The sequence below is a fragment of the Rhodoferax ferrireducens T118 genome (assembly GCF_000013605.1).
In the GTDB taxonomy this organism is placed as follows: domain Bacteria; phylum Pseudomonadota; class Gammaproteobacteria; order Burkholderiales; family Burkholderiaceae_C; genus Rhodoferax; species Rhodoferax ferrireducens.
Map to the genome: position 1 here is coordinate 4,421,244 of NC_007908.1, position 23,890 is coordinate 4,445,133.

At 59.9% G+C, this 23,890-nt stretch carries 27 protein-coding genes; 11 read left to right on the top strand and 16 right to left on the bottom strand.

Going from position 1 to position 23,890, the window contains the following annotated elements; genetic code table 11:
- Nucleotides 1–37: 37 nt before the first annotated feature.
- The 3 genes from RFER_RS20060 to RFER_RS20070 are packed head-to-tail and all read left to right on the top strand — an operon-like array spanning nucleotide 38 to nucleotide 4,179.
- Nucleotides 38–3,046 (top strand): DNA topoisomerase III, encoded by a 3,009-nt coding sequence (locus RFER_RS20060; RefSeq protein ID WP_011466216.1) that lies wholly within the window; start codon nucleotides 38–40, stop codon nucleotides 3,044–3,046.
- Complete coding sequence (locus RFER_RS20065; protein WP_011466217.1) at nucleotides 3,043–3,780, top strand: tRNA-uridine aminocarboxypropyltransferase; 738 nt, start codon at nucleotides 3,043–3,045, stop codon at nucleotides 3,778–3,780. The genes RFER_RS20060 and RFER_RS20065 overlap by 4 nt, the downstream gene beginning before the upstream one ends.
- A gap of 51 nt (nucleotides 3,781–3,831) precedes the next feature.
- Complete coding sequence (locus RFER_RS20070) at nucleotides 3,832–4,179, top strand: hypothetical protein (protein ID WP_011466218.1); 348 nt, start codon at nucleotides 3,832–3,834, stop codon at nucleotides 4,177–4,179.
- A gap of 142 nt (nucleotides 4,180–4,321) precedes the next feature.
- Here the strand turns inward: RFER_RS20070 and RFER_RS20075 are convergent, their stop codons facing one another.
- Nucleotides 4,322–4,645 carry a hypothetical protein gene (locus RFER_RS20075; RefSeq protein ID WP_166485766.1) on the bottom strand — a complete coding sequence of 108 codons (324 nt, stop codon included), beginning with the start codon at nucleotides 4,643–4,645 and terminating at the stop codon, nucleotides 4,322–4,324.
- A 766-nt stretch (nucleotides 4,646–5,411) separates the two neighbouring features.
- On the opposite strand from RFER_RS20075, the gene RFER_RS23610 reads away from it, so the two are divergent.
- A complete protein-coding gene (locus RFER_RS23610; RefSeq protein WP_011466220.1) occupies nucleotides 5,412–6,059 on the top strand; it encodes a hypothetical protein in 648 nt (215 codons plus the stop codon).
- A 301-nt stretch (nucleotides 6,060–6,360) separates the two neighbouring features.
- On the opposite strand, the gene RFER_RS20080 is transcribed toward RFER_RS23610, so the two are convergent.
- The 3 genes from RFER_RS20080 to RFER_RS25135 form a co-directional block, all read right to left on the bottom strand.
- On the bottom strand, nucleotides 6,361–6,576 hold the full coding sequence (locus RFER_RS20080) for a hypothetical protein (protein WP_244095754.1): 216 nt from the start codon (nucleotides 6,574–6,576) through the stop codon (nucleotides 6,361–6,363).
- A 255-nt stretch (nucleotides 6,577–6,831) separates the two neighbouring features.
- Nucleotides 6,832–7,041 (bottom strand): DUF1059 domain-containing protein, encoded by a 210-nt coding sequence (locus RFER_RS20085; protein WP_011466221.1) that lies wholly within the window; start codon nucleotides 7,039–7,041, stop codon nucleotides 6,832–6,834.
- 555 nt (nucleotides 7,042–7,596) lie between these two features.
- Nucleotides 7,597–7,716, bottom strand: a complete 120-nt coding sequence (locus RFER_RS25135; protein WP_425057092.1) for a CopG family antitoxin — start codon at nucleotides 7,714–7,716, stop codon at nucleotides 7,597–7,599.
- 155 nt (nucleotides 7,717–7,871) lie between these two features.
- Here RFER_RS25135 and RFER_RS20090 point away from each other — a divergent pair, with 155 nt between their 5' ends.
- On the top strand, nucleotides 7,872–8,441 hold the full coding sequence (locus RFER_RS20090) for a YbhB/YbcL family Raf kinase inhibitor-like protein (RefSeq protein WP_011466222.1): 570 nt from the start codon (nucleotides 7,872–7,874) through the stop codon (nucleotides 8,439–8,441).
- A 217-nt stretch (nucleotides 8,442–8,658) separates the two neighbouring features.
- Nucleotides 8,659–10,794 (top strand): acetoacetate--CoA ligase, encoded by a 2,136-nt coding sequence (locus tag RFER_RS20095; protein ID WP_011466223.1) that lies wholly within the window; start codon nucleotides 8,659–8,661, stop codon nucleotides 10,792–10,794.
- Nucleotides 10,795–10,806: 12 nt separating this feature from the next.
- On the opposite strand, the gene RFER_RS20100 is transcribed toward RFER_RS20095, so the two are convergent.
- Complete coding sequence (locus RFER_RS20100) at nucleotides 10,807–11,223, bottom strand: YchJ family protein (RefSeq protein WP_011466224.1); 417 nt, start codon at nucleotides 11,221–11,223, stop codon at nucleotides 10,807–10,809.
- Nucleotides 11,224–11,424: 201 nt separating this feature from the next.
- On the opposite strand from RFER_RS20100, the gene RFER_RS20105 reads away from it, so the two are divergent.
- Genes RFER_RS20105 through RFER_RS20120 form a run of 4 tightly spaced genes read left to right on the top strand, consistent with a single transcriptional unit; the run spans nucleotide 11,425 to nucleotide 14,446 of the window.
- Nucleotides 11,425–12,432 carry a thiamine pyrophosphate-dependent dehydrogenase E1 component subunit alpha gene (locus RFER_RS20105; RefSeq protein ID WP_041792958.1) on the top strand — a complete coding sequence of 336 codons (1,008 nt, stop codon included), beginning with the start codon at nucleotides 11,425–11,427 and terminating at the stop codon, nucleotides 12,430–12,432.
- Between the two features lie 30 nt (nucleotides 12,433–12,462).
- Nucleotides 12,463–13,503, top strand: a complete 1,041-nt coding sequence (locus tag RFER_RS20110) for an alpha-ketoacid dehydrogenase subunit beta (RefSeq protein WP_011466226.1) — start codon at nucleotides 12,463–12,465, stop codon at nucleotides 13,501–13,503.
- Nucleotides 13,500–13,751, top strand: a complete 252-nt coding sequence (locus RFER_RS20115) for a lipoyl domain-containing protein (protein WP_011466227.1) — start codon at nucleotides 13,500–13,502, stop codon at nucleotides 13,749–13,751. The genes RFER_RS20110 and RFER_RS20115 overlap by 4 nt, the downstream gene beginning before the upstream one ends.
- Nucleotides 13,752–13,795: 44 nt before the next feature.
- Nucleotides 13,796–14,446 (top strand): lipoyl protein ligase domain-containing protein, encoded by a 651-nt coding sequence (locus RFER_RS20120; protein WP_425057093.1) that lies wholly within the window; start codon nucleotides 13,796–13,798, stop codon nucleotides 14,444–14,446.
- 23 nt (nucleotides 14,447–14,469) lie between these two features.
- Here the strand turns inward: RFER_RS20120 and RFER_RS20125 are convergent, their stop codons facing one another.
- From RFER_RS20125 to RFER_RS20175, 11 genes are all read right to left on the bottom strand, one after another.
- A complete protein-coding gene (locus RFER_RS20125) occupies nucleotides 14,470–15,129 on the bottom strand; it encodes a DUF1345 domain-containing protein (protein WP_041792962.1) in 660 nt (219 codons plus the stop codon).
- Between the two features lie 311 nt (nucleotides 15,130–15,440).
- Entirely contained in the window at nucleotides 15,441–16,592 is a 1,152-nt protein-coding gene (locus tag RFER_RS20130) for an ABC transporter permease (protein ID WP_011466230.1), read from the bottom strand.
- 2 nt (nucleotides 16,593–16,594) lie between these two features.
- Nucleotides 16,595–17,515, bottom strand: coding sequence for an ABC transporter ATP-binding protein (locus RFER_RS20135; protein WP_011466231.1), 921 nt, complete (start codon nucleotides 17,513–17,515; stop codon nucleotides 16,595–16,597).
- Nucleotides 17,515–18,507, bottom strand: a complete 993-nt coding sequence (locus RFER_RS20140) for a BtrH N-terminal domain-containing protein (protein ID WP_011466232.1) — start codon at nucleotides 18,505–18,507, stop codon at nucleotides 17,515–17,517. Before RFER_RS20140 ends, RFER_RS20135 begins: the two co-directional genes overlap by 1 nt.
- The gene (locus RFER_RS20145) at nucleotides 18,504–18,899 is read right to left on the bottom strand and encodes a hypothetical protein (RefSeq protein WP_011466233.1); all 396 of its coding nucleotides are present in this window, start codon (nucleotides 18,897–18,899) and stop codon (nucleotides 18,504–18,506) included. The genes RFER_RS20140 and RFER_RS20145 overlap by 4 nt, the downstream gene beginning before the upstream one ends.
- On the bottom strand, nucleotides 18,899–20,032 hold the full coding sequence (locus RFER_RS20150) for a beta-ketoacyl-ACP synthase III (protein ID WP_011466234.1): 1,134 nt from the start codon (nucleotides 20,030–20,032) through the stop codon (nucleotides 18,899–18,901). Before RFER_RS20150 ends, RFER_RS20145 begins: the two co-directional genes overlap by 1 nt.
- Nucleotides 20,022–21,011 (bottom strand): hypothetical protein, encoded by a 990-nt coding sequence (locus tag RFER_RS20155; RefSeq protein WP_011466235.1) that lies wholly within the window; start codon nucleotides 21,009–21,011, stop codon nucleotides 20,022–20,024. The genes RFER_RS20150 and RFER_RS20155 overlap by 11 nt, the downstream gene beginning before the upstream one ends.
- An 86-nt stretch (nucleotides 21,012–21,097) precedes the next feature.
- Nucleotides 21,098–21,649, bottom strand: coding sequence for a hypothetical protein (locus tag RFER_RS20160; RefSeq protein ID WP_011466236.1), 552 nt, complete (start codon nucleotides 21,647–21,649; stop codon nucleotides 21,098–21,100).
- Nucleotides 21,646–22,707, bottom strand: coding sequence for a beta-ketoacyl synthase N-terminal-like domain-containing protein (locus tag RFER_RS20165; protein WP_011466237.1), 1,062 nt, complete (start codon nucleotides 22,705–22,707; stop codon nucleotides 21,646–21,648). The genes RFER_RS20160 and RFER_RS20165 overlap by 4 nt, the downstream gene beginning before the upstream one ends.
- Nucleotides 22,704–22,976, bottom strand: coding sequence for an acyl carrier protein (locus tag RFER_RS20170; protein ID WP_011466238.1), 273 nt, complete (start codon nucleotides 22,974–22,976; stop codon nucleotides 22,704–22,706). The genes RFER_RS20165 and RFER_RS20170 overlap by 4 nt, the downstream gene beginning before the upstream one ends.
- Before the next feature lie 146 nt (nucleotides 22,977–23,122).
- Nucleotides 23,123–23,698 (bottom strand): phosphatase PAP2 family protein, encoded by a 576-nt coding sequence (locus RFER_RS20175; protein ID WP_166485767.1) that lies wholly within the window; start codon nucleotides 23,696–23,698, stop codon nucleotides 23,123–23,125.
- Between RFER_RS20175 and RFER_RS24990 the strand changes: the two genes are divergently transcribed.
- On the top strand, nucleotides 23,697–23,822 hold the full coding sequence (locus RFER_RS24990) for a hypothetical protein (protein ID WP_279587685.1): 126 nt from the start codon (nucleotides 23,697–23,699) through the stop codon (nucleotides 23,820–23,822). The two genes, RFER_RS20175 and RFER_RS24990, sit on opposite strands and share 2 nt — an antisense overlap.
- Nucleotides 23,823–23,890: the final 68 nt, after the last annotated feature.

Sequence of the window (23,890 nt, forward strand, 5' to 3'; positions counted from 1 at the left end):
GCGCCCGGGCGCCCGCGAGAAACTGGATTGTAGTCAGATGAAAACATTGATCATTGCCGAAAAACCGTCAGTCGCCCAAGACATCGTGCGCGCCCTCACGCCGGTGGCGGGCAAGTTCGACAAGCACGACGAGCATTTTGAAAGCGACAGCTACGTCGTCACCAGTGCGGTAGGCCACTTGCTGGAGATTCAGGCGCCGGAAGAATTTGACGTCAAGCGCGGCAAGTGGAGCTTTGCCCACCTGCCCGTGATTCCGCCGCACTTTGATCTCAAGCCGGTGGACAAAACCAAAACGCGCCTGAACGCCGTGGTCAAACTGGCCAAGCGCAAGGATGTGGACCAACTCATCAACGCCTGTGATGCCGGGCGCGAGGGCGAGCTGATCTTTCGCCTGATCGAGCAATATGCGGGCGGGGCCAAGCCGCTGGGCAAGCCGGTGCGCCGCTTGTGGCTGCAGTCCATGACGCCGCAAGCCATTCGCGACGGTTTCAACACCCTGCGCTCCAACGAACAAATGTTGCCGCTGGCCGACGCGGCGCGCTGCCGCTCGGAGGCCGACTGGCTGGTCGGCATCAACGGCACGCGCGCCATGACGGCGTTCAACTCGCGCGACGGCGGCTTCTTTCTGACCACCGTGGGCCGGGTACAAACACCGACCTTGAGCGTGGTGGTGGAGCGCGAGGAAAAAATCCGCGCCTTTGTGTCGCGCGACTATTGGGAGGTGCACGCCACCTTCGCCGCGCAGGCGGGCGACTACCCGGCCAAATGGTTTGACCCGCAGTGGAAAAAAGCCGCCGCCAATGCCGCCGCCGGTAACCTTGAGGAGGCCGACCCGGAGCTCAAGGCCGACCGCCTGTGGCAGCAGCGCGAAGCGCAAGCGATTGCCGATGCCGTGCGTGGCCAAACCGCCAGCGTCACCGAAGAGAGCAAGCCGACCACGCAGGCTTCTCCCTTGCTGTTTGACTTGACTTCCCTGCAGCGTGAGGCCAACGGCAAGTTCGGCTTTTCCGCCAAAACCACGCTGTCGATCGCGCAAAGCCTGTACGAGCGTCACAAAGCCCTGACCTACCCGCGCACCGACTCGCGCGCGCTGCCCGAGGACTACCTGCCGGTGGTCAAGCAAACGTTCGAGATGCTCTCAAAAAGCGCCATGCGCCATCTGGCACCACACGCATTGACGGCGCTGAACAACAACTACATTCGCCCCAGCAAACGAATCTTTGACAACAGCAAGGTGAGTGACCACTTTGCCATCATCCCGACCCTGCAGGCGCCCAGCGGCTTGAGCGAAGCCGAGCAGAAGATTTATGACCTGGTGGTGCGCCGCTTCATGGCGGTGTTTTTCCCGAACGCTGAATACCAGATCACGACCCGAATTTCCGTGGCCGCCGGCCACAGCTTCAAGACCGAAGGCAAGGTGCTGGTCAAGCCCGGCTGGCTGGCCATTTACGGCAAAGAGGCCGTCGATGAAGTGACGGATCGTGACGGCGCCAAAGACGGCGACAAGGGCCAGCGCCTGGTGCCGGTGCAAGCCGGTGAACGCGTCACGGCGCAGACGGTCGAGGCCCGTGGCCTGAAAACCCGACCCCCCGCACGCTACACCGAAGCCACGCTGCTGGGCGCCATGGAAGGCGCCGGGAAAACCATTGAAGACGATGAGCTGCGCGCCGCCATGCACGAAAAAGGCCTGGGCACACCGGCCACCCGCGCCAGCATCATTGAAGGCCTGCTGACGCAGAAATACATGCTGCGCGAAGGCCGCGAGCTGATCCCCACCGCATCGGCGTTTCAGCTCATGACGCTCTTACGCGGCCTGGATGTCAAGGAGTTGTCCAAAGCCGAATTGACCGGCGAGTGGGAACACAAGCTGGCACTGATGGAGCACGGTCAGCTCAGCCGGGCTGAGTTCATGGCCGAGATTGCCGCCATGACCGAGCGCATGGTGAAGCAGGCCAAGGAATACGACCGCGACACCGTCCCCGGCAACTACGCCACTTTGACAGCACCGTGCCCGAACTGCGGCGGCATCATCAAGGAAAACTACCGCCGCTACACCTGCACCGGCAAGACCGGCGCGGAGGAAGGCTGCGGCTTCTCCTTTGGCAAGACCCCGGCCGGGCGAACCTTTGAAGTGGCCGAAGTGGAGCAGTTTCTGCGCGACAAAAAGATTGGCCCGCTGGAGGGTTTCCGCTCCAAGGCGGGCTGGCCGTTCACGGCTGAGATGGTGATCAAGTTCGACGAGGAAAGCAAAAACTACAAGCTCGAATTTGACTTTGGCGACGACAAGAAGGGCGAGGAAAGCGGTGAACTGATCGACTTCAGTGGCCAGGAGTCACTGGGCGCCTGTCCCAAATGCGGTGCTCCCGTGTTTGAGCATGGCAAGAACTACGTCTGCGAAAAGTCCGTGCCCACCGACGCCCAGGCCACGCCCAGCTGCGACTTCAAGACCGGCCAGATCATCCTGCAGCAGCCGATTGAGCGCGAGCAGATCGCCAAGTTACTGGCCACCGGCAAGACCGATTTGCTCGACAAGTTTGTCTCCATGCGCACCCGGCGCGGCTTCAAAGCCATGCTGGCCTGGGACGCCGAGGCCGGCAAAGTGAATTTTGAGTTTGCACCAAGCAAATTCCCGCCGCGCAAAACCGCCGCCAAGTCGGCAGCCGGGGCCTCGGTAGCTGCAAAAACAGGAGCAGCTCGAGCAGCAACAACGGGGGCTGCAGCCAAGAAAGCCGCTAAAAAAGTGGCCAGCCCCAAAGCCGCGGCCAAGGCCAGCGCCAAAACGCCGCGCAAGGCAGCGGTCAAAAAAGTCGCCAGCCCAGCCGCCGGCCTGCAGCCCAGCGCGGCATTGGCCGCCGTGATTGGCGCGGAACCGGTGGCGCGGCCGCAGGTGATCAAGAAGCTGTGGGACTACATCAAGGCCAACAATCTGCAGGACGCCGTCAACAAGCGCAACATCAATGCCGACGCCAAACTGCTGGCCGTGTTCGGCAAGCCGCAGGTGACGATGTTCGAGCTGGCCGGCATTGTCGGAAAACACCTGGCGTGAGCCATGCGGTCGCCCGCCTGCGCGAGCAGCGCAAGGCCAGCCTGGCGAGCCTTGACAAGCCCTTTGTTGCCCGGGGTTCGCACGCGCCGCGCTGTCCCGCTTGCCGGGTGATCTTCAGCCACTGCCTGTGCGCCTTGCGGCCCCAGGTGACGACCCGCGCTGGCATGTGCCTGATCATGTGCGACATGGAGCCGCTCAAACCCAGCAACACCGGCTGGTTGATCGCCGACGTGGTGCCGGACACCGCCGCTTTTGGCTGGTCGCGCACGCAAGTGGACCCCGCCTTGCTGACTCTGCTGGCCGACCCGCAATGGGCACCCTATCTGGTGTTTCCCGGCGAGTATGTCGCCCCTGAGCGCGTCGTGACCGAGGTGCCGGTGCTTGCCGGCAAACGCCCGTTGTTTGTCCTGCTGGATGCCACCTGGTCGCAGGCGCGCAAGATGTTTCGCAAAAGCCCCTACTTGAACCACTTGCCGGTGCTCAGCCTGCAGCCCGAACAACTCTCGCGCTACCGCCTGCGCCGCTCGACCCGCGATGACCACCTGTGCACCTCGGAGGTGGCCGCACTGTGCCTGGCCTTGGGCGGAGAGACACATGCAGCCGAGACGCTGGAAACCTATCTGGAGGTCTTCAGCAACCATTACTTGAATTCCAGGCAGTCCGTGCCGCCGGATCTTGAAGACGCGGCGCATCGGCGATTGCGCGATCTGGCTTGGCCTGCACAGTTTGGGTAGTTGAATTCCTCGCCACATTCACGACAGACAAGTCGTGAAACTGAATGATGGGTGTCGATTCATGTTGATGAGACCACGCAGGACCGTAAACGTCCGGTGGCGGCCACCTTTGCCTGCCGATGTGATCAAGTCAGCCGCCACGGGAGTCGGGCCAACGTCACCAATGACCTGTTAAAGGTGGTCAAGGCCAAGCACTACGTGTGCAGCACAAACAACAACTACTTCAAGCATCCCGATGAAGAAGCCGTGGCCCTTGTCATCGTCGACTCTGAAGCGCCCACACTCTGGTTCAACTATGACACGCCTCAGGACCGCCGGGATTCGGCTGCCCTCAAGAAGTACGGCTATCACGTGAACTACCTTGACCGGGACGGCCAAGGAATCACACTAACCCTCTAGTGCGGCACCCTTGGTGACCGGCCGAGTCAAGCGCTTCGATCTCCACTAGCACTGTGCACGCAACATTCCCCCGGTCGCAATTTGGCCTGGGCACAGAAAAACACCTGCGTTCTTACCCGCAAGCTCCAGGGCAGGGCCGCTTTCAGTCGATCAACCTACCGTCCTTGAAGACTGAAATGATCGTGGATACATAGTCATGGACGTATTGGTTCGTTGGCTTGTTGTTTTGTGGACCCAAAACCAATGGGCCACTGGTAACTCCAACGTCGTACTGCCACTTCTCTTTGCTTGCCATGTCCAAAACGACAGTCCTCAACGACATCACTGTTTCTGCACCTGTTTGGTGGCCGGACACCGGCGTGACCACGATGAGTTGATCGACGCCTTCCTCGACACCTGAGTTCTTCAACCGGTCCTTGAGCGTGGCGCTCAATTCTTCCTTGAAGAGGTTGCGAATGAGGTTCATGTCCGAGGTCGCTTGTCTCGCTTGCGGGGACGTTGGCTTTGTAGCTTCTCGCATGGCGGCACTGCTTACACCCCCGTAGGCGACGACTCCTATCGAAACAAAAAACCCAGGGTTGTCCTGCCACCGAACCGATGCGCGTTGAAGCTTGAAATTCGCCACCGGGACTGGGACATATCGTCCTGAGCGATCTCGGTATCGGTATCCATTGGCGCACGCTGCTAGCAGACCCACTGCGCTTGTCAGTGTGATCAACGTTGCACGCCTTGTTAGCACTTGATTGTTCATGAAATCCCTGTGGTTTTTTGTGTGGGCAAAACGCTTTCCTGCACAGCGCTACGAAATTCTAAAGTCTTTTCTCTGGCTCAATCCCAGTTGTTGTTTTGGCGGACAGGAGTTAGCACTTGTCTGAGTGCGGTCTTGATCGTCAATTTGCGTGATGCGTACACTGTTTCGCGCAATTGAAGTCGTAAACACGCCTCTAGCATTCATGCGGGTTTGCGGGGCGTTGGATTTTGGAGACGATTTTTTTAAAGTCGTAAACACACGCCTCAAAAGCGCAGTGCGAACGCCTCCTGTGCAGCGGGAGCCGACATTCTTCCAGAACTTCCAGTGAGCTAGACTTGCGCGGTTCAGTCCAACATGGTTTATCTTCGTCCAAGACGCGCTCATGATTTCTAGCAGAATTGCAGCGTGGCAAATGAGTGCTAACAGTTGGGTTTCACTGCATTACTTTTCCTTTTAACAGTAACAACCCGTCGAGGTCTATATGCTGAAGATATTTGTCACGTTCATTGTCATTTCAATGCTTCCCTCACTTGGTTTTTCGCAAAGTAGTCTCCCCCAAAAGAATGAAGCCGCGCTCAAAAAAATCACCCCAATTTTCAGCCAGCTTGTAATGCTTTCATCTCCTAAGGGCTTCGATCTAGTCTTTGAAGAAGCAAAGGACAGCAGCTATATTCAAGAATCTGTTCTTGCGGGAGAATCAATAAAGAAATGGTCGCAAATGATCACAGTGACTGGCTATAAAGGGCTAGCTTTAAATCCAAATGCTTCGCCAAAGGCATTTGCCGAATTGATTTCAAATGGATTCCGAAAGGTTTGTCCTAGTTCTTTCAATTCTGTTGGTCCTGGGGATACAAAAATTGATGGCTATAGTTCCTTCGTTACTATCACGAGTTGCGGAACGGCAAATCCGACGGATAGTTACAGTGAGTCAACGCTAATAATTGCGCTCAGAGGTGAAAAGGACTTATATACAATTCAGTGGTCGGAAAGAGGCGAAGTTTCTGATAAACCACTCAAGCTTGATCAACAAAAATGGGTGGGGCGCCTACAAATGCTTAACCCTATTAAGCTGTGTTCCAAAGTACCGGACGAGCCAGCACCGTATCCAAGCTGCCTCAATCGTCCATAGCCCTGACCTCAATCGGAGAGGTAACGGCTGCAAACAGTCCCCTTACCACCCACCGTGCGGGTCCAACGTGGGTCGTTCAACTAGCGGTTTTATGACTTCTTTCTGGAAACTTGACTGTCGGCTTTGTGTCTTAAAGAGTCAGTGGCTGGGGAGTTGTCAACATTTCGCTTGAAGGGCAACAGCACGCAGCCGCTATTTCTTGAACAACGTATTCGTCGCTGAGCAAACGTTGATCGAAATAGGAATCCCGCGCTGCGCCCGCTCATCAGCCTGACCGGCGCGGTAAGGCCGCACCGCGCTGTCAGCACTCCTTTCCCCACAAGGTAGACAAGGGCACAGCCCACAGGCCATCACCCAGTGGCAAGGTCTCTAGGCCGTCATACAGCAGCACCCCCATCTTGAACTGAACGCCCGCGACGCTGGCCAGTTTTTTCTGGCCACGCAGATCGCTTTCCTTGACGCCGGCGCTGGCTTTGACCTCGATGCCCACCAGTTGCCCGGCGGCGTTTTCGATCACCACATCCACCTCAAGCCAGGGCCTCTTTGAGGCGGGCTTGGATGAGACGGGGGGTAAAGCGTGCTTGTATCCATGGGCCGAATCGTACCGGGATATTCGGAATCTAATACGCAACGGCTTGTGCTTGCCTCCGTAGCGATGCCGGGAGGTATCACACTTGTTATTGCCGGACGGAAAATTACGAAGTAACCGGCATCACCACTGAATGCCCCGATCGATAACTGGCGTCATTCACCGGCTGCACTGCAAGGCCCGCTACTTGCGAGGAGCCACGATGGGCGGTGTGCCTTCTTTGAATAACTGCTGCAGCTGTGTGCGCAATTCCGGCGTGTCCTCATGCCGATGGACCGACACAGCATGCTGCACAGCCGCATCCAGCAACTCTTTGTCCGTATCGGCCGATAGCGCTACTGTGCAATTCATCTCACTCGGGAATTCCCGGCAATCGATATATTTGCGTGTCATTTCAACCTCCTCATCAAGCAAGTGACGGCAAGGCTCGAATCAGGGCGTCATCTACTACCAAATAGTGCCGCCCCGATCGAAGTACAAATGCGAAGTTTGCCGTGTTCTTTTATAGTCAAAAAATCCTCGTTTTCAAGTCCTCATCGGCCACAACAAGGAGTTTCTGGAGTCTATGAAACCATCTCGACTTCTTGTGCCAGGCAGGCGAACACAACAGAAGGAGAAGGTTATCGAAAAGTGAAACGAGCGCAGCTTGCAAGCGTCCGCTCTTGATCGATTGCCGAAGTAGATTTTGAAGAAATCAGCGTCCCATTGCCGACGGTCACGCTGCAGGTGCCAATGTCGGGTTTGGAAAAGTCAGTTCCGAAAGTCGACAGGCGCCTGACAGTTTTCAAGAGTCCGCGGCCGGCACGGGTACGGACACGCCGGACGCTTGCACCAGCCGGGCCGTCTGGCGCACTGCGAAAGCCCGGCAAGAGGTGCGGCCCGCTTCTGCCGCGAAGCGCGCCAGGTCCTCCACTTGGACGCGCCCAGGTCACGCAGATTGCGCAGTCATCAGTGAACATGCACCTTCTCTTGCAGCCATATCGTGATCAATGATTGGTAGAGCACATCCCGGGAATTTGCGGCTGCTTTGATGGCGTCCAGCCAATGCCGAGGCAGTCGAAGCGAAATCGTCTTGGTCCTTCAAGTTGGGCAGGGTCACCTTATTGGCTTTCGAGCTGGCCGGCATTGGGAGCCAGCATTGGGGGTGATGCGGCTTGGGCTGGGAATACCCTGATGCAGCCCAGGCGGCACGCTCTTATCATCAAAATTTTGGAGCGCACCGCATGAAGCAGACCCTCAAACATACCGTGTTGGCCGCCACCCTGATCGGCGGCGCCAGCCTGGCCCAAGCGGCCGGTTTTACCCTCAGCAGCCCCGACATCAAGGCGGGCGGCACCATCGCCCAGCGCTTCGAGTTCAATGGCTTCGGCTGCGCCGGCGACAACAAATCACCAGCGCTCAAGTGGAGCGGCGCGCCCAAGGCGACCAAGGCGTTTGCCGTCACCATGTACGACCCGGACGCACCCACCGGCTCAGGCTGGTGGCACTGGATGGTGATCAACCTCCCGTTTGAGGTGAACGCGCTCGCGGCCGACGCCGGGGCGGTGGGCGGGGCCAACCTGCCCCCAGGCGCCAGCCAGGCGCGCATCGACTTCGGTGTGGCGGGCTGGGGTGGCGTTTGCCCACCGGCGGGCGACAAACCGCACCGCTACATCTTCACCGTGTATGCCCTGAAAGACAAACTTGAAGTGCCGGCTGACGCCACCGCTGCGCTGACTGGCTACATGATCCACGGCAACAGCCTGGGGCAAGCCAGCTTCACGGCCAGGTACGGCCGACCGAAGGCCAAATGAGCGCGCGGACAAGTCCCCGTTTTATAGACAAAACAGGGCTCCAGCCCCCGTATTTACTGCCTAAGTAGCTATATATATTATAGCAAACTGCGGCTGCGACCAATTCCTGCTGGCGTCCTTTGCGGGGCTCACGAAAAGCCGGCACGCAGACTTGCCGGTGTCAAACAGGCGTCAGTCGCTTTTGTTCTTTTAGTCAAAACCGGATTACCCTCGACCCATGACCCCCTCCCTAGCGCCGCCCTGCGTGCCCCAAATTCGCCTCTACCAAAACTGGCTGCGCCAGCACCGCGGCTTGTCGTTTGATTCGTACGACGCTTTGTGGCGCTGGTCGGTGACCGATCTGGACACTTACTGGCAAAGCATCTGGGACTACTTTGACCTGCAGTCGCCGACGCCGCACAGCGCGGTGTGTGACGGTGCGCCGATGCCCAACACGCGCTGGTTTACCGGTGCCCGCGTCAACTATGCGCAGCAGGTGTTGCGCCATGTGGCCGCGGCCGATGCGGGCGGCTTCCCGGCCATCCTCAGCCACAATGAAGAGACGCTAGGCAGCGCACCGGCCCGGCAGTTGAGCTGGCCCGAGCTGCGCCGCCAGGTCGCCTCGCTGGCACTGCACCTGCAGGCGCAAGGGGTGCTTGCGGGCGACCGCGTCGCCGCCTACCTGCCCAACAGTGCGGAGACGATGGTGGCTTTTCTGGCCACGGTGAGCATCGGTGCGGTGTGGAGCGTTTGCGCGCCTGACATGGGCAGCAACGCGGTGCTGGACCGCTTCCAGCAAATCGAACCGAAGGTGCTGATCGCCTGCGACGGCGTCACCTACGGCGGGCGCGAGCTGGACCGTCGCGCGGTGCTGGCCGAGCTGTGCGCGGCACTGCCCTCGGTGCGGCATCTGATTCTGCAGAGCAACCTGGGGCTGCCTACAGACACTATTAAAACAGTAGCTAGTCAAGCTTGTTTCACGGAGGCTACAGGCCAAAATGATGCAAAGACTGACGCCTTCGAGCCGCTTTGGCTGCCCTTCGATCATCCGCTGTGGGTGGTCTATTCGAGTGGCACCACGGGCCTGCCCAAACCGATTGTGCACGGCCATGGCGGCACGATACTGGTGGCACTGGCGCTGAAAAACCTGCACAACGACATCGGCTGCAGTTACGACCCCAACACGCTCGGCGAGCGCTACCACTGGTACAGCACCACCGGCTGGGTGATGTGGAACGCGCAAGCCAGTGGCCTGCTCAGCGGCACCACCTGCTGCCTTTTTGACGGCAGCCCGGGCGGGCGCAGCGTCGATGCCGCGGGCAGCAAAGTGGCGCCTGACTGGACCACCTTGTGGCGTTTTGCCGCCGAGCTGAAAGTGACCTTTTTTGGCGCCGGTGCCGCGTTTTATGCCAACTGCCTGAAGGCCGATGTGAACCTGGGCGAATGCGGCGACCTCTCCCGTGTGCGGGCGCTGGGCAGCACCGGCTCACCCTTGAGTCCCGAGGCGCAGGCCTGGGGGACCGAGCAGTTTGCCCATTTGAGGGCGAATGCCGCCGCGCCGGGCCGCCCCAAGCAAGGCATGGCCTCCTCGGGGGGCAGCGACCCACACGCAGTGGGCGAGCGTGGGGGCGATATCTGGTGGTGCAATATTTCTGGCGGTACCGATTTTTGTGGTGCCTTCATCGGGGGCAACCGTGAATTGCCTTTGATTCCCGGTGAAATGCAGTGCCGCCTGCTCGGCTGCGCGGTCGAGGCCAGGAACGAGCAGGGTGAGCCGGTGATCGATGAGGTGGGCGAGCTGGTGTGCACCCAGCCGATCCCGAGCATGCCGCTGTATTTATGGGGCGACGTGGGCAAGCAGCGCTACCTGGCCAGCTACTTCGACACCTACCCCGGCGTCTGGCGTCATGGCGACTGGCTCAAGATCGGGCGCAACGGCGGCTGCGTGATCTATGGCCGCTCGGATGCCACCATCAACCGCCACGGCCTGCGCATGGGCACCAGCGAGCTCTACAGCGCGGTGGAGGCGCTGCCCGAAGTGCTGGACTCGATGGTGGTCGATCTCGAATACCTGGGGCGCGAGAGTTACATGCCGCTGTTTGTGGTGCTGCGCGAAGGTCTGGCGCTGGACGACACCGTCCGGGCCAAGCTGGTGAACGCGATCAAAACCGCCTTATCGCCGCGCTTTGTTCCCGATGAAATTTTTCAGGTGGCGGAGATTCCGCGCACCTTGTCGGGCAAGAAGCAGGAGCTGCCGATCAAGAAGCTGCTGCTGGGGCAGCCGCTGGACAAGGTGCTCAACCGCGAGGCGATGGCCAACCCGGCTTGTCTGGACTGGTATGTGGCCCTGGCGCGGGCACGGTCGCAGCCCTGAGGCCGCTGCCATTCAGGCTTGGGTGTCGTCCTGCGCCAGCACGCCGTCGATGTAGTACCAGCGCCCGTCTTCCCGCACAAAGCGGCTGGTCTCGTGCATGCGCCCAGCGCGCCCGTTCTCGCGGTAGCGCGCCACAAATTCCACCACCCCGGCCTCCCCGGTGGCCTGCGCGTGGCGCAGCTCCAGCCCCAGCCATTTGAGCGGCGGCAATTCCAGCTCGCCCGGCGAGGTGGACGGGTGCCAGGTGGCCAGCAAATAGTCGATCAGCCCTAGCACATAGGCGCTGTAGCGCGAGCGCATCAGCGCCTCGGGCGTGGGGGCGTACACACCGTCGGCCAGACCGGCGTGCCACGGGCCGCAGCAGTTGCCATAGGTTTCGCCGCTGTCGCAAGGACAGGCCGCGCGGGCCGGGTGCAGGTTCTTTTTCATGAAAGCAATGGTAGCGGGTACAGGTCGTGCCTGGCCGCGCTGCACCGGGCGACGGGTTCGCCGGCTGGCCTGATGGGCGGTTGATAAAAATCAAAAAATCGAATGCTTGCAAGCCTATGCTGACCCTTTTCCTTCCCCATGCCGAGCGTCACGCAAGACACATCCCGGCATCAGGCCTCGCACAACTTCAAGGAGATGAGCATGCAAGCCAGCCCGGAAAAACTGCTCTGGATGTACGAGACGATGGTCGAAATCCGGAACTACGAAGAGACCATGGCCAACGTCTACCTGGAGGGCAAATTGCCGCCCCAGATTCAAAAAGGACTGGCATTCGATATTGGCTCCGGCCCCGTGCCCGGTGAGATGCATCTGGCGGCTGGTCAGGAGCCGGTCGCGGTCGGCGTTTGCGCCCATCTGAAGAAGGAAGACACGGTGGTGGGCACCCACCGGCCGCATCACTTTGCGATTGCCAAAGGCGTGCCGCTCGACAAGATGACGGCCGAGATGTTTGGCAAGGTCACGGGACTGGGCAAGGGCAAGGGCGGCCACATGCACCTGTTTGACCCCGAGCACAAGTTCAGTTGCAGCGGCATCATCGGGGCCAGTTTGCCGCCGGCCTGCGGGGCTGGCCTGGCCGCCAAGAAAATGGGGGAAGACTGGGTGGCGGTTGCGTTCTTTGGTGAAGGCGCCGCCAATCAGGGTTCGTTTCATGAGTCCCTGAACCTTGCTGCGCTCTGGCGCTTGCCGGTGATCTTCGTCTGCGAAGACAACAATTGGGCGATCTCGGTGCCAAAGTCCAACGCGACCAGTATCGAGTGGGTGGCGGACCGCGCATCGGCTTACGGCATACCCGGCATCAAGGTCGCGAACAATGACGCGCTGGAAGTGTATGAGGCGGTGGCGCCCGCGATCGAGCGCGCCCGTCTCGGCGAGGGCCCGAGTCTGATCGAGGTGAAGACCGACCGTTACCTGGGCCATTTTCAGGGCGACCCGGAGGTCTATCGACCCAAGGACGAGGTCAGCAATCTGCGCAAGAACGATCCGATCCCGAAGCTGGCCGCCCTGCTGAAAAGCCGCGGCCTGATGACCGACGCCGAAGAAGGCGTCATCGTGGCCCGGGCCAAAGAGCGGGTGGCCGGTGCCTTCGCCTTTGCCCGCCAGAGCGCCTATCCGGCCGCGCAGGATGCGCTCAATGATGTCTTTGCCTGAACCGGCAACCCAAAATTCCAGGAGCAGAACATGAGCACGACCCGCAAACTCACCATGGCCCAGGCAATCTCGGAGGCCATGGCGCAGGAAATGACACGCGACCCCAATGTGTTCGTCATGGGCGAAGACATTGGCGCCTACGGCGGCATCTTTGGCGCCACCGGTGGCTTGCTCGACAAGTTCGGCCCGGACCGCATCATGGACACGCCGATCTCCGAGACGGCCTTCATCGGGACCGCCACCGGTGCGGCCGCCGCTGGCCTGCGACCGATCGTGGAGCTGATGTTTGTCGACTTCTTTGGCGTCTGCATGGACCAGATCTACAACCACCTGGCCAAAAACACCTACATGGCCGGCGGCAACCTCAAGCTGCCGGTGGTGCTGACGACCGCGATTGGCGGCGGCTACAACGACGCCGCCCAGCACTCGCAGTGTCTGTACGCCACCTTTGCCCACATGCCGGGCCTCAAGGTCGTGGTGCCGTCGAACGCCTACGACGCCAAAGGCCTGATGATCCAGGCCATCCGCGATGACAACCCGGTCATGTTCATGTACCACAAGGGCATCATGGGCCTGCCGTGGATGGCGTATTTCGAGGGCAGCAGCAACGAGGTGCCCGAGGCGGGCTACACCATCCCGTTCGGGCAGGCCAAGGTGGTGCGCGAAGGGCAGGACGCCACCATCGTGACGATCAGCCAGATGGTGCAGAAGGCGCTGCTGGCGGCGGACGAACTGGCGCGCGAGGGCATCAACGCAGAAGTGATTGACCTGCGCACGCTGGTGCCGCTCGACCGCGCTGCGGTGCTCAAGTCCGTGGCCAAAACCGGACGGCTCCTGATCGCCGACGAGGACTACTTGGGCTTTGGCCTGACCGGTGAAATCTCGGCCACCGTGGCGGAAAACCTGGACACAGTGGTCCTGAAAGCGCCGATCAAGCGGCTCGCGCTGCCCAATGTGCCAATCCCCTACAGCCGGCCGCTGGAACAGTTTGTCATACCGCAGGTGAAGGGCATCGTTGAAGCGGTTCAAAAGCTGATGCAGGCGCGCATGGCGGAAGGAGTCGCCGCATGACCGGCATCACGCTCAGTCCTGACGCCTGGAAAGACATTGACCCGGCCACCGAGGCGCTGCTGGACAAATGGCTGGTGGCCGAGGGCGACACCGTGCGCGCCGGACAGACACTGGCCAATGTTGTTCTGGTCAAGGCGAACCAGGACATCGTGGCACCCGATGACGGCCGCGTCGAGAAGATCCTGGTGCCAGCCGGCGAGACCTTCGCCCGGGGCAAGCCGATTGCCGTGCTGAAGGAGCTGCCGTAAACCCCGCCCTTCAAGAGCAGGCGTGGAACCGTCGTGAGCTTGCGCTGGCAGGGGCAGGCCCGCGTTTTCGTGTCTGGACCTACGCCGCGCCCGCCATTGTGCTGGGTTGTTCGCAACGCGCCCTGCGCGATGACATCGAACGCCGCCTCCGCGGACGGGCCGAACTGACGCTGCGTGAGTCAGGCGGCGGCGCTGTTCTGACCGGCCCGTGGCTGGTCAGCGTCTCGGTCGTTTTGCCGCCGGAGCACCCTTGGGTTTGCAAGGGCCTGATCGACAGCTATCGGCACTTGGGGCAGTTGCATGTGGAGGTACTCAAGGCGTTCGGCGTGGCCGCGCGTGCCCTGCCGCCGCAGGAACTGCCAAGCGCCCATGAGGCCAGCGCGGTCAGCACCGTGAGCTGGGCCTGCTTTGGCGGCCTGTCGCCATGGGAGCTGGTGAATGCCGAGGGCCGCAAGCTGGTGGGTCTGGCGCAGCGCAGGTGCCGCAGTGGCGTGCTGCTGGTAGCCGGTACCCTGGTGGGCCCGGTTGACTGGGCCTTGCTCTGTGACGCCATGGGCTACCGCCAGCATGAGTCCCTGCTGCGGCACGGCACCGTCAGCGCGCAAGAGATGGCTGGCGGCCCGATCGGGCCTGAGCGCTTTGCGGCCGTCTTGACGCAGTGGCTTGAGCGCGAACTCCTGACAAGCCGGGCCTAGATTCTCCTGCGATCCAACCAGGTCTACTGCAGCGCGCTGCCCACCACATTGATGCTGAGCGCCAGGATCAGCATATTGAAGGCAAAGGACAGCATGGCATGCAGCGTCGTGAGCCGGCGCATGCCACGCGAGCTCACCTGCACGTCGGACACCTGCGACGTCATGCCGATCACATGCGCGTAATACAGAAAGTCGAAATAGTCCGGATCCCCGCCACCGGGAAACTGCAGGCCGGGGCCGGCGGGCTGCTTGCGTTGTTCTTCCTGGTAATAACGGTGCGCATAATGAAAGGCAAAAATAGCCTGGATGAAAAGCCATGACGCCGCCAGCGCCGCCATCGACAGCGCTATGTGCAGCGTGCGCTCCATGCCCGAGAGATCCCGCGTGTGCTGCATCATGAAGACAATGGCAGCCACGCAAGCCAGGGTGGCCAATACCAGCACCAGAAAAATGACCACACTGGGTTCGTCCTGTGCCTGCGCTCGCTCGCGCGTGCGCCGGCCGTCAAAGCGCATGCAAAGCCACCAGGCCAGCAGCAGGTAGACCGCAATGCCCGCACACCATGCCAGCAGCCCGCGAAGCGGCCATACCAGCGGCAGCGGCAGTGCCGCCGTCAGCAGGCCAGCCAGCAAGCCGTAGCCCAGACGCTGCAGACCGGTGGTTTCAGAAATATGTTTGCGCATGGCGCCCATTGTGCCGCGGCAGACCGGACCGCTGGCAACAAGTGATTTACACGGTGAAATTTGTCGCGCTTGGCGCCAAGCACTCATCCGTCGAAGTCAGCGACACCAACTACCGTGGAGCAGATTTGGCCGTATTGCCAGGCGCTCCATTCCGAGCGCTCATAGCCTCACTGGCCAAACTGCCGCTCTTTGTCTGTTTGCGTAGTTGTTTACCTGCTGGGTGCGTTTACTAAAATTCGCAAACCCGCACCAGTATTGGTTTGGCGGCGTGTTTTGGTCAGGTAACTGCCGGATTTAGGGCGATTTCTGCGTCAAATCCGCCGTCGGAACAGTAAAAAGGCAATCATCAACATCAGCGCTGAAAAACCCGCCAGTCGGCCGACTTGGGACAGTACGCTGGCGACGTCGCCGTTGCGGAGCAACACATTAAGCAAGCCTTCCAGACCCCAGTTCATGGGGGAGTAGGCTGCAATCTTTTGCATCACTGGAGGCATCACAAACAGTGGCACCATTACGCCGCCCAAGGCGGCCATCAGCACGTTGAGAATGGGGCCCAAGGTGGCGGCCTGCGCGTGGGTGCTGACGAGACAGGCTACGGTCAACGCCAGACTGACGGCGGCCAGACTGATGGCCAACAGCATCAGCAGCAACGCGCCCCAGTCAATACCCTGAAGCGACAAACCTTCACCGCCGATCTGGGGCATAAGCCAGACACCGACCGCCAGCATCAGCGCCGCCTGTACGCCGTTGACGGCCAGATAAGGAATAATTTTGCTCACGATCAACTGCCACGGCCTGGCACCCAGGCTGCGCAAGCGCGACAGGGCGCCGCATGCACGTTCTTCCACGAACAAGCCCGCGATAGAAGCCACCACAAAGAACATGCCGAATACAAGCCAGGCGGGCACGTTTTGCTGCACCGCAGTCGGGCGCGGCCCCACGCTCATGCGCTCCGCCGCCACGGGCGCGTCACCCGTCAGCGCGGAGGTATTCAGTTGGCGGGGCAGCTTGGCCAGCAGGCCTTCCACACGCAGTTGTGCGGCGATGGCGAGCAGACGCATGCGGTTGGTCGCGAACACGCTGTTGTCTAGACCGGGCTCGGTGAGCAGGCGCGCTTTGGCATCACCATGACTGGCAAGGTCATCCATGACTTTGGAAAATCCCGCTTCAACCAGCAACACATATTTCAGGCGGCCGGCGCGCACTTCGTCTTGCCATTGTTCGGGCAATGGCTGTGCGGCTCCTGCTTCCTGGGTCCAGCGTTCGATCAGTTTGTCGGCCGTTTTTCCTTGGTCCTGATTGACGACGGCGTAGGCCAGGCTCTTGGTAGCGGGGGTGTAGACGTCTTTCAGCGCCATCGACATGACGATGATGAACACCATCGGCATGATGAACAGCGCCCCCATGCCATGGATGTCGCGTGACAACGCCAGCAGTTCTTTTTTCATCAAAGCCAGCAGCATGATCAGTCTCGCAATGAGTGGTGTGTGAGCGACATGAACAATTGCTCCAAATCGGCGTGGCCAAAACGCGCATGGCGGACCACCAGACCGGCCGCGTCCACGGCCGCGATGACGCCAGCCAAACTACGCCGTGACGCCAGCGTGAGCTGCACGCCCGTACCCAGCAGCGTGACGTCGCCAAAGGGTGACAGCAAGGATTGCAAGCGTTCTGGTTCATCGCCTTCAAGCGCCAATTGCAGCAACGTTCCGTTGGCGTTGAGCAGTTCGGCCAGGGGCCCTTTGATCAACACCCGGCCTTGATCAAGGATGACCACGCGATCGGCAATGGCCTGGACTTCTTCCATGTAGTGCGAGGTGTAAATCACGGCACACCCATCCTGCGCCAGCTGTTTGATGGCTTGCAGTAAAAAAGCCCGCGATTGGGGGTCCACGCCGACGCTGGGTTCGTCGAACAACAACAACTCAGGACGGTGCAGCAAGGCAATCGCCAGATTGAGACGCCGCTTGAGACCGCCTGAGAGGCGATCTGCATGCACCGAGGCGTAGCGCTCCAGTTGTGCAAACGCCAGACATTCGGCAATGCGCAATTTTTTCTCGCTTCCCGACAGACTGCCCACGCCAGCAAAACAGGCGAGATTCTCGACCACGCTCAAGTTGGGATAAAAGGCGTACTCCTGCGGTGCCACGGCGATGCGCGTCGGCTGGCTGGCACGTACTACGGCCAGGGCTTGCTGGTCAATGGTAATGTCGCCGCTCTGTAGCGCCAGCAGTCCGCAGAGATGCGCAATGAGCGTTGTTTTCCCCGCTCCATTGGGGCCGAGCAAGCCCAGCACTTCGCCACGTTGAGCTTCAAACGAGACGTCACTGAGCGCCGCGACATTCGCCGTCGGGTAGCGAAAATTCAGGTTGCGGATGGCCAGCATCAGGCGACAGCGGTCTTGAGCGCCCGGAAAAATTCAGTCTCGCGCTCGGCTTGACCGCGCAACATGTCTGCCAGTTTTTTCGGTTCGAACGACTCACGGCCTTTGATCATGCGCGCGGCTTTCAAGGCGAATTCACGCCAGCCGTCGCCAGTTTCATTCAGGCGCTCCGACAGCACGGAGAGTTCAGTCAGGCCAGTGATTTGCGCGGCTTCCTGCAAGAACGCCGCGTAGATAAAACGGAAACCCGCACCGCCGGTGCCGATTTCTTCCTGCATGCGCACGATGTGGCCAACATAGTTGAGACTGTGTTCCGAAGTGTCGAGCTTGGCCACCCGGTTGGCCAGCATGCGCATGCCTCGAACGCCAATCAGGGGAATGGGGCCCAGCATGATGCGTACGGTTTTTTTGATGGCACTTTTAACCGCTTCGGCTCTGACTTCCGTGCGGCCGACGCCTTCCAGAAAATACAGCAGGCCTTTGGGCGCGAGCGCCCCTTTGGCAAACCGGGCACGCTGCAGGTCGGCACTGGCGCAGCGTTGCGGCAGGTCTGCCACCGGGTCGCTGATCAGGTAATCATCGCCGTCTTTGCCGTACACCAGCAGGTTGTGGGCGTTGAAATGAAAGCGCATGTCTTCCGGAAAATACGGCAGCCAGAACACCGAGGTTTGCAACCCGACCACTTGGCCTTGCGCCAGCAGCTCGTCGAGCCGACGCATACCGGCTTCAGGGGCGCGGAAGGTCTCAAAACGAAAGTGGGCCTGAAACGGTTTGCTCATGCCCTTGAGGATGAACTTGGGCGGCATGCGGTACGCAATGAGCGGGAAGCCGGTGAGTTTGATGAACGGCAGGTAGGCGAAGGACAAGGCCGAAGACAGGCCAAAGGCCATCGCTTCAGACAGCTTCGCGCCGTGGTGCGTCATCAGGTTGGCGGCGGCACCGCTCTCGCAATGTGCCGCGTGACGATGCTGAAAAGGGGTCACGGTCGTGTTCATGGTCGGGTTTGCAACTGGGCGGTGGTCAGCCCGAGCGCTTCGGCATACCGGGCCAGCAGGCGCGGTGATAGCTGCGAAAAACGCTGCGGATTGAAGTGGCGGCGAATACGCCATTGCCAGATGCCGCTGATTTGCGACAGCAGCGCCACATCCATACGGCGGGCGCACATCCAGTACTCCAGCGGTGCGCTTTGACCCGCCAGCACACGCGTTTTGGCTTCTTCGGCCAGAGCATTCATGCGGTGTACCGCCTGCATCGTGACGGTCTCATCTACTTCCGATCCACGCGAGGGGACGATCACCATCATGCCCTCGGCATCCTTGGCGTACAGCGCCTTGCGATGACTGCCCAGCGTGCAATTGCCCTCTTGAGGCACGTCGTTCACGTCCATCAGACGGCTTCCAAGAAGATGAAGCCGCTGGAGAATCGACCGCTTTCAGGGACGAACATCAACAATTTGTGCCCTTTCTGGATGCGACCAGACTGAAACAGTTCGTCAAGCATGATGAAGGGAGAAGCAGAGCCTGTGTTGCCCTTTTGCACTAGATTGGTAAACCAGTTCTCGCGCGGGATGTTCAAACCGGCTTCTGCAACGCCATCAGCAGCAGGGTCAGCAAAGTAATTGGACGAGAAGTGTGGCAAGAACCAGTCGATCTGCTGTCCCGCCAGGTTGTGTTTCTTCACCAACTCCCGCAGGGGCTCGGTGAGTGTGGCGCGCACGACATGTTCATTAAGCAGTTTCACATCCTGCTTTACCGTGAACACTGAGCGCGCGGCGCATTCCTGACTTGAGAATAACTGCCAACCGGTCAAGGAATCATCGGCGTTCTTTTCCGCCCCGGAATACATGCAAGGTGGCAGTTCATGGGCAGCGGAGGAGAGTTCCACCCACTGCACTTTCAGGCTCAGCGCGCCGTTGGGTTTATTTTCCAGCAGCACAGCGCCCGCACCGTCAGACAGCATCCAGCGCAAGAAATCTTTCTCGAAAGCGATTTCGGGGCGTGCTTCCAACTCATTCACTTTGTGATCAAGTTCAGCGTCAAAGTTGCGGGCACGCAATGCCAGCGAGGCCATTTCGGAAGCCACGGCAACTGCACGCTGCGCGTCTCCCGCACGCACTGACAGCCAGGCATATTTGAAGGCAGCAGCCCCGGCCAGGCAGATGCCAGCCAACGAGACCACTTCCAGGCGAGGCCAACCCAAAGCGCCATGCACCATGACCCCATGCGATGGCATCAATTGATCAGGTCGCGAGGTGGCGGCAGCCAGGCAATCCACAGGGCCGAGGTCACCCAATGCGCGGACAGCATGCGCCGCCAGTTCGGCATTGGTCATAACCGGCTCGCCGGTGGTAGGGTCCAGCGCATAGTGACGACTCTGGATGCCGTTGTTACGCAACACAATGCGACGTGCCCGGGAAGGACGCCCGCCGACCATGCCGAGCACCGACTCCATCTCGTCATTGCCCACGGGCAACAGTGGCAAATACGACGCTGTGCGCGTCAGGAAAACATCACAACTCATACAAGGCCATCCTCTCGGTACCGGAACCCGACGGTGCGTCAAATTTCTGCTTGAGCAATGCCATCTTCCGCTGCAAGAACGGCCGCAATACCGCCTGCATGAGCAAACTCAAGGGCACGACGCTCAGAATCAGCGTGATCAAAAAACATACATACAGAAGCAAAAAGGGACGGCGATGCCACTGTCCCGGCTCCCCCACGGTGCGCAGCAACTTGCCCCAGAGGTGGAAGCTTCGGGTGCCCGCCTTCTCGCTGAACAGCAGACTCGGATCAGAATCTGCCGCATTCAAACCGGTGAGCAAGGGCGCCGTGCCTCGCTCCTGGTCGTTTTGCAAGGCGTCACGCAACGCGAAGCCAAAGCGGCTCGCAGCTTTGATACTGGCCGCATCAATCCCGGCCGGTGGCAAACCCGGCAACAAGTCACGCTTGCCGCTGAGCAGCCACACCGGTGTGGTCAGCAGTGTGGTCATCGTGGAGCTGGGGTCGACCATGGCCACGTTGTCGAGCAAACGTGCACCGCAGGCAGCCAGCAAACTTTTCGTTTTCTCCTGCGCCAGCATCCACATATTGCGACAGGCAATGACGGTCACCACCGGCTTGCCCATCAACAGCTTTTTGGCCAGCGGGTGTTTGAGAAAGGCGGTGATGGGCAAGGACGGGGCGAGAAACCAGACCTGGTAGGGCAGGATCACCAGATCGAAGTCCTCGTCACCCGTCAGGGACAAAGGGTGCAACGATGGCGCCACCATTTGGGCAGATTCAGGAAAGGCATCAAGAAAGCTGAAAAATCGCCACGGAAACGGATAAGGATGGACTGGTCGCAAGGTCTCGATGTGAACGCTGAAGTGAGGACATTGCTGCAGCGGCGCTACGATACTCTGCGTGATCTCGGCCAGTTGCCCGGTTTGCGAGTAAGACAAAACCAGAATGCGCTTGATAGAGGCTCGGGTTGGGGTTTTGATTGTGTTCAATGGAGCCATCTAACTGCAAAGACATCCATCCTTGATGGATATTGAAAAAGTAGTATGGCTATTATCGTTCCAAGCATGGGTCACTCCCGGCTTGACTATGCCAGGTGCGCAACATGGGCCACAGGCATCCAGGCGGCAAAAGTGGCCGCAGAATCATGTTTTTCCGGCGCATCAGGACGAAGCCTCAACCAATTGCTGGAACCACCCTCCGTTTCGTCGACACAGCCCAGCAGCACACCGCCACGTCCGGTCTGCACACTTGCCAGACGCAGCAAGTCCTGCGGCAGCGCGGCCGCGAGAAAGCAGGCGTGACCGGTCCAATCCATTTGGGCCGCCAGCAAAGCCAGCAATTGACTCGGCTGTGTCTGCAAGAACGTCAGTGGCATGGGCAAACCGTCACACATCTGCGCCAGGGCGCTGTCGGTTGCGGCATAGGTGCCGCGGCGGCTGGTCAGCAGCAATATCGCATCTGAGGGCAACGTCTTTTCACCGGCATCAGTCATGCAACGCAATGCGCCATACAGACCCAGCTCCGCCCAGGTGCCGATACGACGGGGCTTGGCACCCAGCAATTGGGCGAGTTGTTCACGCCAATCGGCAGGCGGTGGGGCGGCGATGCAGCGTCCGCTGACTGTAAGGTGACTCATGTGCGCTCCAACACCACCGTGGCATGCCCGCCGCCGAATCCAAGGATAGTCGCCATGACACGGCGAACCGCATCCGGCTGGTGTGCCATGAAATTGACGCCCAAGGTTTCATCCACCGAATCAGCATACGTCGGCCACACACCTTGTTCCAGGCAGGCGGTAAGCAAGGCAACTTCTGCGGCCCCGGATGCACCCATGGTGTGTCCGATGGCCATCTTTAGCGAAACCAGGGGCGGGATAACTTGAAACATGTCACGCAAGCCTTGCGCCTCAATGGCATCGTTGCCCGGACTGCCCGCGGCCTGTACCTTGACTAGGTCGATGGCCTGCGCAGCCAAACCACATTGCGCCAAAGCACTTTGGTACATGTTCACAATGGCAAGGGCTGAGGCGCTGGTCGGCTGCCGACCATCCACCACGTTGGCACCCCCGAGCATTTGCCAGGGCGAGTTTTGGTGGTTGGAGAGACGTAATGCAGCAACCGCTTCACCCAGGACCAGACCGTTGCGATCCTGGCCAAAAGGTTTGCTGCGATCTGGCGAGAGCAATTGCAAGGCGGCAAAACCACCCAAAGTCAGTTGGTTGCTCAGTTCTACACCCAGTACCAAGGCATCCTCCACCTCGCCGCTGCGGAGCAAGGCATGTGCCGCCATCATGGCGTTGAGACTGGAGGTGCAGGCCGTGCTGAGCACATACACCGGCCCGCGCCACTGCAACCAGCTGGCGACCTTGTCGGCGAAGGCCTGGTAATCCATGCCTGCGGCACCCTGCTCCACGGCACCGATGTCAAACGACGATGTGGCAATGAACAAGGCCCCGTCACAGGCCCGTTCGGCCCCGGCCTCCAGGGCGACCCGCCGAATAAGCGTGCAGGCGCGCTCATTCCAGTCACTCTGGGTATCAGCTATGGCACGATAAGGAAAACTGGGGGCTGACTCACCAGGCAAAACACAGGTGGCAGCCGTGTCACTCCCTCGGGACAAGGCCGTCAACGACGTTTTCACCGTCAAACCCAGCGCACAGGCCAGCCCACGGCCCGCGAGATAGACCGGTTTCATGTCGGTTGATGCGTGCGCAGATACTCAGCCAAGGCCAACAACGAGACCATCGCGCGACGCGTGTCTTTGCTGTCGGGCATGCGCACGCGGTACTTTTTTTGAATCGCCATGGAAATCTGCAGGGCATCGAGTGAATCGAGATCCAACCGGGACTCTGACCCGAACCACGGCTCGTCGTCGCGCAGTCCATCGGCAGGTTCTGTCTTATCCACGGCAGAGAGGATGTACGCTTTTAATTCGGAGCGGAATGCAATGTCGTGTTCGTTCATGGGTTGAAGAAATCTCGCCACATCATGTGCACAAGATTCGCCTTGCTAGGTAATAGTGCATAAATAGTAATCATCGCACGCCATTTATCTGGCATTTCTTTTATGGACGGGGTTGCCGATGCCCTGAGTCAGCGGCGTCCCGCCGTTCAGCGCACCGACTGCAGTTTGCGATCAAACCACCTGGAGCTCCAGGCAAACACGATTCCCAGTGCGGTACCGGCCAGCACATCCAGCGACACATGCTGCTTGGTGGCCATGGTGGAGTACAAAATAGCAACGCCCCACAACATCTGAATCGACTGCGCGCGCCACCCCAGGCGCACCTCCCACATCAACCAGTACAGCCAGAAACTCGAATACACCGCCGCCGCCACGTGCAGCGATGGACAAGCATTACCAGCCGCATCCACCGCTTTGAGAAAAGCCACGCTTGGATACTGCGCCCAATCGATGTCGGCCGGTGGCACGGCGTTGGGCCACCAGTAAAAAATGGCCAGGGCGAACAAGCACATGAGGCCAATCCAGACACCAAAGTTCAGCAGCCGGGTGCGCGCAGGCATCAACATCACGGGCAACGAACAATAAATCCACAGAGACAAATAGGGAACCAGCGCCAACGGCAAAAAACCGATCCACCGGTCCACCACCGTCAGCGGCATGGTGGTGACGGGGAACACGGGGTTCTTCAGCAAAAAAAGGTAGGCCCAGAAAAAAACCGACATGAATGCACTGGTGCCAAAAAATTTGAACCAGAAATCATTCAGGAAAATCGCGCGCCAATCGACAACAGGCGGGGGAGAAAAATCAGAGGGCATGCTGGAAGAAGGGACTTGGAAGATGTCTTGAGTACACTAAAATGCGTGGCAATCCCCGATTGCGGCTCCCGCGATGGCAAGAATCGTTCACAAGGAACA